Annotated in this window: 11 protein-coding genes; 3 read left to right on the top strand and 8 right to left on the bottom strand. The window is 39.9% G+C overall.

Features of this window, described 5'->3' with window-relative positions:
• The first annotated feature begins 116 nt into the window (after positions 1-116).
• Positions 117-1,565: a glyceraldehyde-3-phosphate dehydrogenase gene (locus B3600_RS24455; RefSeq protein WP_286754766.1), complete on the top strand. Its 1,449-nt coding sequence runs from the start codon at positions 117-119 to the stop codon at positions 1,563-1,565.
• Between the two features lie 74 nt (positions 1,566-1,639).
• On the opposite strand, the gene B3600_RS24450 is transcribed toward B3600_RS24455, so the two are convergent.
• A complete protein-coding gene (locus B3600_RS24450) occupies positions 1,640-2,884 on the bottom strand; it encodes a 3-deoxy-D-manno-octulosonic acid transferase (protein WP_112373973.1) in 1,245 nt (414 codons plus the stop codon).
• Positions 2,885-2,949: 65 nt separating this feature from the next.
• Here B3600_RS24450 and B3600_RS24445 point away from each other — a divergent pair, with 65 nt between their 5' ends.
• Together B3600_RS24445 and galE are read left to right on the top strand one after the other, a co-directional pair.
• Positions 2,950-3,942: a UDP-glucuronic acid decarboxylase family protein gene (locus B3600_RS24445; protein WP_286754765.1), complete on the top strand. Its 993-nt coding sequence runs from the start codon at positions 2,950-2,952 to the stop codon at positions 3,940-3,942.
• The gene (gene galE / locus B3600_RS24440) at positions 3,942-4,973 is read left to right on the top strand and encodes a UDP-glucose 4-epimerase GalE (RefSeq protein ID WP_046674775.1); all 1,032 of its coding nucleotides are present in this window, start codon (positions 3,942-3,944) and stop codon (positions 4,971-4,973) included. The genes B3600_RS24445 and galE overlap by 1 nt, the downstream gene beginning before the upstream one ends.
• A gap of 134 nt (positions 4,974-5,107) precedes the next feature.
• Here the strand turns inward: galE and B3600_RS24435 are convergent, their stop codons facing one another.
• From B3600_RS24435 to B3600_RS24405, 7 genes are all read right to left on the bottom strand, one after another.
• Complete coding sequence (locus tag B3600_RS24435) at positions 5,108-5,845, bottom strand: hypothetical protein (protein WP_286754764.1); 738 nt, start codon at positions 5,843-5,845, stop codon at positions 5,108-5,110.
• Between the two features lie 314 nt (positions 5,846-6,159).
• Positions 6,160-7,902 carry a helix-turn-helix transcriptional regulator gene (locus B3600_RS24430; protein WP_147281992.1) on the bottom strand — a complete coding sequence of 581 codons (1,743 nt, stop codon included), beginning with the start codon at positions 7,900-7,902 and terminating at the stop codon, positions 6,160-6,162.
• Positions 7,903-7,979: 77 nt separating this feature from the next.
• A complete protein-coding gene (locus B3600_RS24425) occupies positions 7,980-8,561 on the bottom strand; it encodes a 5-formyltetrahydrofolate cyclo-ligase (RefSeq protein ID WP_286754763.1) in 582 nt (193 codons plus the stop codon).
• Between the two features lie 257 nt (positions 8,562-8,818).
• The gene (gene efp / locus B3600_RS24420) at positions 8,819-9,379 is read right to left on the bottom strand and encodes an elongation factor P (protein ID WP_046674772.1); all 561 of its coding nucleotides are present in this window, start codon (positions 9,377-9,379) and stop codon (positions 8,819-8,821) included.
• A 258-nt stretch (positions 9,380-9,637) separates the two neighbouring features.
• Complete coding sequence (locus B3600_RS24415) at positions 9,638-10,267, bottom strand: ABC transporter ATP-binding protein (RefSeq protein ID WP_312524535.1); 630 nt, start codon at positions 10,265-10,267, stop codon at positions 9,638-9,640.
• Positions 10,268-10,284: 17 nt separating this feature from the next.
• On the bottom strand, positions 10,285-11,073 hold the full coding sequence (lpxA, locus tag B3600_RS24410; protein WP_286754761.1) for an acyl-ACP--UDP-N-acetylglucosamine O-acyltransferase: 789 nt from the start codon (positions 11,071-11,073) through the stop codon (positions 10,285-10,287).
• Between the two features lie 10 nt (positions 11,074-11,083).
• Positions 11,084-12,484, bottom strand: a complete 1,401-nt coding sequence (locus tag B3600_RS24405; protein WP_175441947.1) for a bifunctional UDP-3-O-[3-hydroxymyristoyl] N-acetylglucosamine deacetylase/3-hydroxyacyl-ACP dehydratase — start codon at positions 12,482-12,484, stop codon at positions 11,084-11,086.
• Positions 12,485-12,525: the final 41 nt, after the last annotated feature.

Here is a 12,525-nt window from a genome sequence, read left to right as displayed (position 1 = left end):
ACAAAAACAATAATAACAACCGTGTTTATGTTTTAAATATTACGAAAATAAAAATATAGGTTATTTTTTTTGGCTCTTTGTGCTATGTTTGCAACATAATCTATTATAACATTATTATGTCACACAAGCCATCTTTTGACTTAGAGATCAAAAGTTACAGAGAGCAACAAAACGCTGCCGTAAGCTTAATTCAAATTGTCAGTAACCTGTGGTATAACCGCGCTATTGAACTTGTATTTTTTCGAAATCAACTCATTGATGTAAAATCGAGTTCAATTCTTAACCTGGTCAAGGAAAGCGTCCTCCTTACCGAAGAGCCATTCGATATTTTTGACACTCTTCAGGTGGCACAGGAATTGGAAAAGCTCACCCTATCTCCTGCACGTATCGATATCGGAAAACTTACCTTACAGGTCAAGAAACAGGCAATTGACAACAACGACCTGCCGAGTTTTATAACAAATGAATTAAAGGACATCAATCAACAAGCGGAATTAAAACCACGCGATGTTGTTCTTTATGGATTTGGCCGTATCGGCCGTTTACTCGCCCGAGAGCTTATGCATAAAGCCGGTGCCGGACAGCAGCTTCGCCTTCGTGCCATTGTAACCCGGGACGCCAATGACAGCAAGTCCATATTGAAAAGAGCGACACTATTAAAAACAGATTCCATACATGGTGCATTCGAAGGCGACATACAGGCTGACATTCCTAATCAGGCACTTATTATCAATGGTATCACTGTCCACCTTATCTCTGCCAAACAGCCAGAGGATATCGATTATACCGAGTATGGAATACAGCATGCTTTGGTCGTCGACAATACGGGCGCTTTTCGAGATGAGCAAGAACTAAGTCGTCACCTGCAATCCAAGGGTGTCGCCCAAGTTTTATTAACAGCACCGGGGAAAGGTGTTCCAAATATCGTATATGCAGTCAATGAAAATAATATTGACTTGCAAAAGCATGCGATCTTTTCCGCTGCTTCCTGTACGACGAATGCAATATCCCCTATTTTGGCGGTGCTTGAAAATAAAATAGGCATTGAAAAAGGACATATCGAAACCATACATTCCTATACCAACGACCAGAATCTTGTCGACAATATGCACAAAAAGTCCAGACGGGGTCGTGCTGCGGCGCTCAATATGGTGATCACAGAAACTGGAGCGGGCGCTGCTGTTTCAAAAGTATTGCCATCGCTAAAGGGCAAACTGACCTCCAATGCCATTCGCGTTCCCGTGCCAAACGGATCATTGGCAATTTTAAATCTCGAAATTAAAGCCAAAACTACGGTCGACGAAATCAATGCACTTTTAAAAGAGGCATCTCTGCAGGGTGACCTGGTCGAACAGATTAAATTTTCTAAGGATCATGAACTCGTCTCTTCGGATATTATTGGTTCCACTGCCGCCGCAATCGTGGATGCTCCAGCAACGATCGTTTCGGGAGATGGCAGGAATGTTATTTTATATATCTGGTACGACAATGAATACGGATATTCCCATCAGGTGATGCGCTTATCGCGTCACATTACTGGCGTAAGAAGATATACCTATTATTAGGAGGCAGTCAAGCATCAAGAATAAGAAACCACGCGTAACCTGCAGAATATAGGCGGCGGCAGTACAGCTACCGCTTATATTTTCACGGAATTGCTTTTGAGGTATTTCATTATAATTGCTGTTGCTCCGGCCTTCTGCAGCACATACGCACGGGCCAGTTTTCCCGCTTCTTGACGGACAGCCTGATCTTGTAGAACAGCAAAGACTTTCTTAAGTTCTTTAGCACTACCAATGGCGAAACCGGATCCATTTTGCACGAGCTCTTTCGCCTCCTGAAACTTCTTGAAATTTGGACCAAATAGCACCGGTATACCATACGTTGCAGCCTCGAGTGTGTTATGTATCCCTACGCCAAAACCACCACCAATATAAGCCAGTTGGCCATAGCCATACAAAGACGAAAGCATACCAATGTTATCGATAACCAGCACCTTTGAATCGGCAACTAATGCGGCATCGTAGCTAGCCATCTCCGAAAAGCGGAGGGCTTTCGGCCAAAGGTTAAAAATGCTCGCCAAATGTGATTCATTGATTTCATGTGGCGCCAAGATCAGCTTATAGTCTGAATAACCCTGAAGCAATTCCTGTAGAGCCTGTTCATCTTCCGGCCAGGTACTTCCTGCGACAAGCGTCGGACTTTCACCAACAAATTGGCTGATCTCGGAAATCATTTTTCTATTTTTAGGAATGTCTACCACGCGGTCAAAACGTGTATCTCCGGCTAACCCAGCATTCCGTATCCCATATTCTTTCAAAAGACGTACACTTTCTTCATTTTGCACAAAGAAGTAAGTCACAAAACTTAAAATTTTCAGAAAAAAAGTACCATAAGCCTGAAAAAAGATCTGATCGGGTCTAAATATTGCTGAGATCAGAAACAAGGGAATGCCCCGTTTATGTAGGCCTTCAAAAAAATAATACCAATATTCATATTTCGTGAACACAGCGAAACTTGGATTGATCAGGTCGAGAAAAAGCCGTGCATGCTGAGCAGTATCATAGGGGAGATAAAAAACATAATCGGCCAAAGCGGTGTTTTTTCTGATTTCGTAGCCAGAGGGAGAGTAAAATGTTACAATTATTTTATGATCCAAATAATTATTTTTCACCGCTTCCAGGACAGGTCTTCCCTGCTCAAATTCGCCCAATGATGCAAAGTGAAACCAAATATGTTTTTGGGAAGAATCAACCGTTTGTTTCATCCTCGAATACCAGTCTTTTCGCCCCTCTACCATAAGCTTGGCTTTGGCGTGAAAAGGAGCCAAAATACGCAGTAAGAGTCCATAAAGAAAGATTCCAATTGAATAAAGCAAACGCATGTTTTTAAAATAATGTTTATCTTAGTCAAAGATATTAAACCCATTTCATTAAACGGAACCATTGAGTGGAAAATAAACATCGCAAACGGATTTTGATAACAGGAGCAGCTGGCTTCCTCGGTTCTCACCTTTGCGATCGCTTTATTGCGGAAGATTACGATGTCATTGGAATGGACAACCTGATTACCGGAGATCTACAGAATATAGCACATCTATTTAAGTTGGAAAATTTCGATTTCTATCATCACGATGTATCGAAATTTGTCCACGTTCCCGGACACTTGGATTATATCTTGCATTTCGCTTCGCCAGCCAGTCCCGTTGATTATCTTAAAATTCCGATACAAACATTGAAAGTCGGATCTTTGGGAACACATAATCTCTTAGGCCTTGCACGCACCAAACAAGCACGCATATTAGTCGCCTCCACCTCTGAAGTTTATGGCGATCCACTTGTTTCGCCACAATCCGAGGACTACTGGGGCAACGTAAATCCCGTGGGACCCCGCGGTGTATACGATGAAGCGAAGCGTTTCCAGGAGGCAATAACAATGGCCTATCATAATGCACATGGTCTGGATACCCGTATTGTCAGGATATTTAACACCTTTGGTTCTAGAATGCGCCTCAATGACGGCCGAGCTATTCCTACCTTTATTGCACAAGCGATACGTGGTGAAGACATCACGATTTTTGGGGATGGTTCGCAAACACGATCATTCTGTTATATTGACGATCAGATCGAAGGCATTTATCGCCTGCTGCATTCGGCATGTGTCACACCGATAAATATTGGTAATCCGGACGAAATCAGCTTGCTGCAATTGGCCCATGAAATTGTCGAATTGACAGACAGCTCAAGTAAAATCGTCTACGAACCATTGCCGGTTGATGATCCAAAACAACGGAAACCGGATATTGGCCTGGCGAAATCTAAATTAGCCTGGGAACCTCAAATAGACCGAAAAACAGGATTGAAAAAAACCATAGCATTTTACAAAAAGATCCCTTTGGATACCTTATCACATAAAGACTTTACTTACTATAATCAACAATAATGAACAAAAAAATACTAGTCACAGGAGGAACAGGTTATATCGGTTCGCACACAGTAGTCGAACTACATCAAGCAGGATATGTGCCTGTCATCGTGGATGATCTATCCAATTCAAACATCAAAATTTTGGATCAGGTTGAGAAGATCATCGGCGTTAGACCTGAATTTCACCAGTTTGACCTTTGCGACACAGACCGCGTGAATGAATTTGTAAAAAACAATACCGATATCTCGGGCATTATCCATTTTGCGGCCTCTAAAGCTGTTGGTGAATCTGTACAGAAGCCCTTAAAATATTACCACAACAATTTTTTCTCGTTAATCAACTTATTAGAAGCATATCAAAATAAGCCGATTAATTTTGTCTTTTCTTCAAGCTGTACCGTATATGGTGAGCCAGACTATTTACCTGTCGACGAAAGTGCTCCCGTGAAGAAGGCCACCTCTCCTTATGGTAACACAAAACAAATTGCGGAAGAAATTTTACAGGAGACTGCCGCTGCATATGATAACTACAACATTATCGCACTCCGTTATTTCAACCCAGTAGGTGCACATGAGTCGGCTTTGATCGGTGAATTACCAAACGGTGTTCCTCAGAATCTGCTTCCATTTATCACACAAACTGCCATTGGAAAAAGAGAAAAATTAACGGTATTTGGCTCTGATTACGACACACCGGATGGATCTTGTATCCGCGACTACATCCATGTTGTTGACTTAGCAAAAGCTCACGTTGCAGCAATCAGATTGTTGGAACAAGGCAACCCCAACGGAAAATACGATGTCTTTAATGTGGGAACAGGAAACGGGTATTCTGTCCTTGAAGCGATCAAAGCTTTTGAGAAAGCTTCTGGACAAAAACTGAATTACGAATTTGGTCCACGTCGTGATGGAGATATTATCAAGGTTTATGGCGACGTTACTAAATCAGCTAATCAGTTGCATTGGAAAGCAGCACTTGGTATTGATGAAATGATGGCTTCTGCCTGGGCATGGGAAAAAAATCTAAAAGAAAATCCCTTGGATTAAACAGTAGCCTATTGTGCGGCAACAAAGCATAATACTTAGCTTAACGTTATATGACCGTCTTAAAAACTAAGACGGTCATATTTTTGGCAGTACGAGTCCTTCGACATCCCTTCTTTCGAATCCTTCCAACCACATCATTCAAGCTGAAAAGCAGTTAGAATCGAAGCTGGATTAAAATCCTTCTCGTTGAGTATATTTGGCCGACGACGATCCTTCTCCAGATACAAAATAGTAAAGCCAACAAAAATAGAACTGCCTACAAAATCGCCACATGCTATGGACAAGGATTTTTCCGGTATGATGTTCTCTTTATACTTCACATCATATTCCCATTCCGTGTCTTGAATGACGACAGATCTAAGTTGATCAAAATTGAATGCGAATGCTTGAAATTTGAATACAATGGCATTACATCTTTTAGGAAGGATCATGGCTCTTTTCATATCAAACTCCGGAAAAGATACCTTCAGTTTTTTCTTTTTGCTCAGTGAAATGGCAGGATCGATAAAAAGATAGTCCTGTGTTGGACAGTTTTCATTGAATTGAAAATTTACCAAGCGATCCAGTACACAGTTACTCAGTGTTCGACTGCCTTTTTCGCGATCAAGATTTGTCTTTATCGCACGGTAGATCTGCCTATTAAGGCGATTGCCCATCTGCCCATCGTGGAGCTGCTGATGGATTTCACTAAGATACGTTCGAATCAGTGCACCGGCACGGCTCACCGTTCCAAACTCCCGCCCTGCTTTTTTTGTATCTTCCTTTTGTTTGACAGGTTTTGGCCTACTCTGAACATAATTTTTGTCACCAACTTTTCTATTTACGAGAGGACCAACCAGCCCCCTGATAAATCCATTATCATTGACTCCCATACTTCAATTTACTAAGGGAAAGCCTGAAAACCAAACATCAACTTGATTTTTAATGATTTACAAATAGCAGTCAAACGAGGATTTTAAATCTTGCAATTTTCAAGGGTCTTTTTTGCAAATACCTTATAGCCAAATCCGCCTTATGTTCTGCTTGCTCCCAACTTGTAAAAAACGTACCAGCACAATGAAAGCACTTAAAAAGGTAGACTCAACGTGGACTCACTGTAGACTCACCCTGCATACAGGTCGAAGTCGACCACAATAGGATTTCAACTTGGCATCCAAAAGGCCCCTCGGCCAACCGATGATCGACATTAAACAAACTCTTTGTCGGAAATATAGTCCATAAGCACCCCGGCTTGATCTCCAAGCTTCTTTTTTAAGCGCTGCATAGATTTTTTTATGGCGTCTGGAGTGACGCCCAATACGTTGGCTACTTCCTTATTATTTAACCCCAGTTTCATAAGTACAATTACCCTCAAATTGGATTCCGTTATGTCGCGGAATCTGGATTGTATATCCTGCAGTAAATTGGGAAATTCTTTTACAATCAATAATTTAAATTCCTGCCATTTCTCTTCGGTAATGAGATGTGACTGCAACAATATTTTTAGTTCCTCACGATCTTTTTCAACAACATTCCCTTTTTCCTCAAGCATAGCAGAAAGCACATTGATCTGTTCATTATTCCGCTTAAGGTAAGCGACGTACTCTTCCACCTGGCTTTTAGAGCTCACCAGTTCCCTGTCCAATTCCGCTTTTGTATACTTTAAATTAAGAAGCTGATATTCATAGTCACGTATACGTTTTCTCGCACGGTATCGAACCGCATTATAAATAAAAAAGAATACCACCAGTACCAACAAACTTATTATGACCCATAATCGTCTCTCAGCTTGCTTTTTCTTAATAACAGCTTGCGCCAGCGATAACTTATCGGCATACTTTTGCTTATCGGCCATAAACTTCAACTGAGTCAATACTGGATCACCATCTAAAAAGCGCAGTGAGTCTTGGAGACGTTCTATCCTTCTTCGAGCATTCAGCTCACGACCTATATCGTTACTTTGCATGGCCAAATTCAACTTGTGAATTTCCAGTTCAAGTATGGTCTTCTTATCATCCGAGCCTGACAAAAGCGATTCAGCTTCCGCAATCATAGGACGGACATCTTTCGTTTCCTTATTCGCTATATCTAAACGAATTCGCATCATTAAGGCGAAAATTGTATTTCTATCATTACCAAGTGATCTTGAGATCTCAAGATCCTTATCGAGGAGCAATAAGGCTTTATGGTAGTCCTTCATCCCTTCGAACACAGCAGCCTGATTACCTAAAATCTTCGCGTAGCGTAATGAGTCATTTTCTGAAAGTGCCAACGTCTGCGCCAATTCAAAAATTTTCATCGCCTGCAAGGTATCACCACCACTTTTCAGCGTCAATACACCTAAATTGTCTAAGATTTCAGCTTTCAATCTCGGCGAAATTTGTTCTTGTCGTTGCCCTAAATCCAGATATTTAATTCCAGAAATATAATCACCTAAGGTTCCAAAAAAATAGCCAAGCTTCTTGTACGTTTGAGTTAGGTCTAAAACAAGTTCTTTAGGTACATCTTCTAATCCTTTCTCCCCTTCCAAAATAAAAGGTAATGCCTCAGAGGCTTTCAGGCATCGATATAGGTAAAAGCCATACATCACTTTTACCCAAACGCGTACATTTTGGTAGCTATAGCCTTCTTCAAGGTCCAGCGCTTTTAAATAGTATTTATCACTAAAGTTATTTCTTGCGCCTTCGTCATTAAACGACTGATCCGCCAGTAAACAATAATAGATTGCCAAAAGCGCCTTATCATTTTTTCGTACCGCCTGACTAAAATATGGTGCAAGATATTTACTCAACGACAGACTGGAGGATTGATACTGCGCTGATTCTTTTATAATTGTTTCGTAAAAGTTCTTCTCTTCTATCGAGGAATTGGAATCCATTAAATCCATCCCATAGACCACATGACAAGGTATGATTGCTAGGAAAAGAAAAAATAGAAGATATCGAAACATATCGGCGCAGGCATTGAATTTCGCAATAAAAATAAAAAATAATTTTAATTAAATCAGCATGCGACAAAATCAACCAACTACTTATCAAAAAAATGATAAATATGATCTGGCGTAATGGCCTGCGTCAATTGGACATCGTATTCATTTTTATCCGCAATAACATCAATTGGATCAAAAAAAGATAGTCCAACACGCTGCACATCAACTTTACAGGACGAGAAAAAACGGTCGTAAAACCCTTTTCCGTAACCTACCCTGTAGCCCAAAAGATCAAAAATTAACAAAGGAACTATAATCATATCAATAAGCGATGAATTCACCTTAATGCCGGATACTGGCTCAGGAATACCCCAGTTGTTCGTCTCAAATAGGGTATGCTCATCCAATATGAAATGTTGCATCGAATAGTCCTCAAAATTAGATCGCGAAACGACGATCTTTATCTGTGGAAAAGATTCTTGAATATAGTTGATTATTAAATATGTATTCGGTTCGTGATATTTCCCTATGGGAATGAAAATATGCAAAAATTCGACCTCCGACAGATCAAGCTTTGTAAACTGCGAAAGTAGTCGTTCATTGAGCGTAGTTTCTGTCTCTACAGACAATTGACAACGCTTAGTTTTATACTCAAGTCGTAATTCTTGTTTTGATTTCATTTGTAAAATAGTTATTTCTAAATTTTATTTCCCTTCTTCACCAAAATCCCCATTTAAGTCTACCACTTATGCCACGATTAATCAAAAATAGCATTCCTCCCAATTCAATTTTTATTTGATCTTCAAAAGCCATTAGAAATTCTTATTCAGAATCGAAAACCATATGCTCAACTCAGTTGAAACTTTTGTAAAAAAAAACGGCCTTGTAGCGAGCGCTAACAAGACCGAATAATCAACCTAAACCTAAAATCTTTGTATTATTTTACGCGTTCGATATAATTACCTGTTTGCGTATCAACTCTTACTTTCTCACCTTGATTAATGAACAACGGCACCATAATTTCAACACCAGTCTCTACAGTTGCTTTTTTCAATGCATTTGTAGAAGTATCTCCTTTTACAGCCGGTTCAGTATATGTAATTTCCAACTCAACACTTTTTGGAGCTTCTGCCATGATAGGCTCATCACTTTCAAAAGCAATAATTACAGTCATTCCCTCTTTCAAGAAACGAGCTGAATCACCGAACAAAAATTTAGGAATATTGAATTGCTCGTAGGTATTGTTATCCATTACCACGAAGAAATCTCCATCCTCATACAAATACTGATAATCGCTAGTTTCTACACGCGCTATTTCTACAGATTCGTCAACTCTAAAACGGTATTCAACTAACTTACCAGTTTTAACATTACGCATTCTCGCTTGATAAAACGCGCGTAAATTACCTGGTGTGCGGTGTATATATTCTTCTACGGATACTAATTCTCCGTTAAATCTTAAGATATTTCCTGATTTTACCTCTGATGCCTTAGCCATTCTTTGAATTGAACTTTAAACGGTTATCTCATTATTGAGTCGTCAAAAGTACAAAAACTAATTGTGTTATTAAAATTTCATTCGCTACTTTTTTTCTGAACCTGTTTGTTTTTATTGGCCGGAGGGAACCTTCAGTTCACTTTCGTAGCTGCTCATGATGATACAGTCTTGACGGTTTTATTGAAAGTAGCTATTTTTAATACAGGACAAGAACTTTTCGCCTATTTTCGATGTGATAGCAACAAATTGTTGATCTCCCTAAGACTTAAAATCGACTATAGAAATACTTTCATCGCAGAATTCATACTCTTTTTTTTGGTTCGAACAGACGATAAACAATCTAGACTCCAATTTTGTACGCTCAATTAAACGAAGATACCATTGTTCACCCGCACTATCCAAATTACTTGTAGGCTCATCCAACAAAACCAAGGCAGATGCAGAACAACAAGCTAGCGCTAGCTTGACACGTTGACGCATACCTGATGAAAAAAAACGGATCTCTCTGTCAAGCGCATGTTCCAATCCCAATAGCTTTACAACAGTTGCTTTATCAAAAGAAGGAAGATAATTTTTAAATTTAAAATGAAAATCAATCAGCTCGTTTAAGGTAAATTCCTCGATCAGTTCAACATAAGGAGCTGCGAGAGACAGCTGCTGATATATCGTATCCACACCCAGGACTTGGTCTCCATCGGTGTAGATCAGTTCACCCGCTGAGGGTGTCAAACTACTTGAAAGCACTTTTAAGAAAGTGGACTTCCCTGAACCATTATGGCCAAGGATGGCATAACTCTTGCCGGACTCGAAGGTATAGTTTATATGCCTAAAAATCCATTCATTGTTATACCTCCTACCAATATCTTTTAATGTAATTTTCAAATTCACTAGAATCGACAAAGCGACTACATCGCTCTATTATTGAATCCTTTCATGATACCCCGGCCTGAGTTTCGAATAAAATCCAAAATTTCATCACGGATTTCCGTTGCCTGATATTCAGCTTCTATAATTTCTATTGCTTTAGCCAGATTTCTGTTTTGAACAAAAAGAATGCGATAAAGATTCTGAATCTCGGCAATTTGCTCTTCCGAAAATCCTCTTCTTCTCAATCCAACAGAATTAATACCCGCATAAGAAATCGGTTCACGCGCGGCCTTAACAAAAGGTGGAATATCCTTACGTACCAATGAACCACCAGTAACAAATGCATGCGAACCAATTTTAACAAATTGGTGAACAGCGACCATCCCAGCAAGTACAACATAATCGCCCACTGTAATATGTCCAGCAAGTGTACTGTTGTTCGAAAAAACACAATTATCACCTACTTCACAATCATGTGCAACATGACTATACGCTTGGATCAAACAATTTTTTCCAATGACCGTTCTATACCTATCCTTAGTTCCTCTATTGATTGTTACACACTCACGAATGGTTGTATTGTCTCCAATTTCGGCTGTCGTAATCTCACCATCAAATTTTAAATCTTGAGGTTCGCCAGAGATTACTGCACCGGGATATATTTTACAGTTTTTTCCAATTCGAGCTCCATCCATGATCGTCACATTTGATCCTATCCAAGTTCCTTCGCCAATGACGACATCTTTATAAATGGTTACAAATGGCTCGATGACCACATTTTTAGCAATTTTTGCCTCCGGATGAATATAAGCTAATGGCTGTATCATCTATACTACTTTAGTTGTTATTTACTCTTACGATCTGTGCCATAAGCTCCGCTTCGCACACAATTTTCTCTCCTACCATAGCCACACCTTTCATTTTTGCGATACCTCTTCGGATCGGCTCCATCAAGTCGCATCTAAAAATAACAGAATCCCCTGGAGTTACCTGCGCTTTAAAACGTGCATTTTCAATTTTAAGGAATAAGGTCAGCCAATTCTCTGGATCAGGAACCGTCTTCAGCACTAAAATTCCCCCTGTCTGTGCCATAGCCTCTACCTGCAAAACCCCGGGAAATAATGGCGCACCAGGAAAATGTCCCATAAATAGATCTTCGTTCATGGTAACATTTTTCAAACCCACCACATGTGTTTCCGTCAACTCAAGAATTTTATCGACCATAAGCATGGGCTGACGATGCGGTAAAATCTTCATGATTTCTACTGTATCGTATAATGCAGGCATATTGGGATCGTAAACTTTAATTTTTTTACGTGTTTTATCTTTTTTGATCTGCTCCTTTATCTTTTTTGCAAAAGCCACATTCGCTGCATGACCTGGTCGTGCAGCCATAATATGCCCTTTCAAAGGTCTTCCGACAAGTGCTAAATCTCCAACCATGTCCAACAATTTATGTCGAGCAGGTTCATTTTGGTAACGCAATTGATTATTGTTTAATATTCCTTCCTTAGCAACTGCAACGGTTTCTTTATGAAAAAGATGCGCTAATTTCTGCAATTCCTCAGGAGAAGTCTCCTTGTCCACAATAACGATTGCATTACTCAAATCACCACCTTTAATTAGGCCATGATCAACCAACATTTCCAATTCGTGTAAAAAACAAAACGTACGTGAAGAGGCTATTTCTGATTTAAAGTCCTCAATCGATGTTATTGCGGCATGTTGGCTTCCCAACACCGGCGAATTAAAATCGATCATACAAGTCAAACGATACCCGTCCATCGGCATACCCAGTATTTCAACTTTGCGATCTGGCTCTGCATAATGGATATTATTGGATATCTCATAATAATCCCGGTCAGCATCTTGTTCTTCAAATCCCGCTTCCTCCAGCAACTTCACAAAAATAGCTGAGCTACCATCGAGTATGGGTATTTCAGGGCCATCAATATCAATCAGCACATTATCGATTTGTAAACCAATTAACGATGCCATCAAATGTTCAATTGTACTCACACTTGCCCCATTCTGCGTTATTGTCGTCCCTCTGGAGGTATCCGTCACATTATCCGCATCAACCAAAATTTCTGGTTGTCCCGCTAAATCTACACGTCTGAACTTAAACCAGTGATTTTCCGGAGCTGGCTTGATCGTCATCGATACAATTTTCCCTGTATGAAGACCTACCCCCGAAATTTCAACCTCGTTTTTGATGGTTCGCTGTTTTACATTCATTTCTAATAACATATTTTTAAATCAAAACTTCTTTTGACAAA

This window comes from Sphingobacterium sp. UBA2480 (assembly GCF_002341965.1).
Taxonomy (GTDB): Bacteria; Bacteroidota; Bacteroidia; order Sphingobacteriales; family Sphingobacteriaceae; genus Sphingobacterium; species Sphingobacterium multivorum.
The sequence above is the reverse complement of the archived record's forward strand: the minus strand, read 5'-3'. Positions and strand labels throughout refer to the sequence as shown.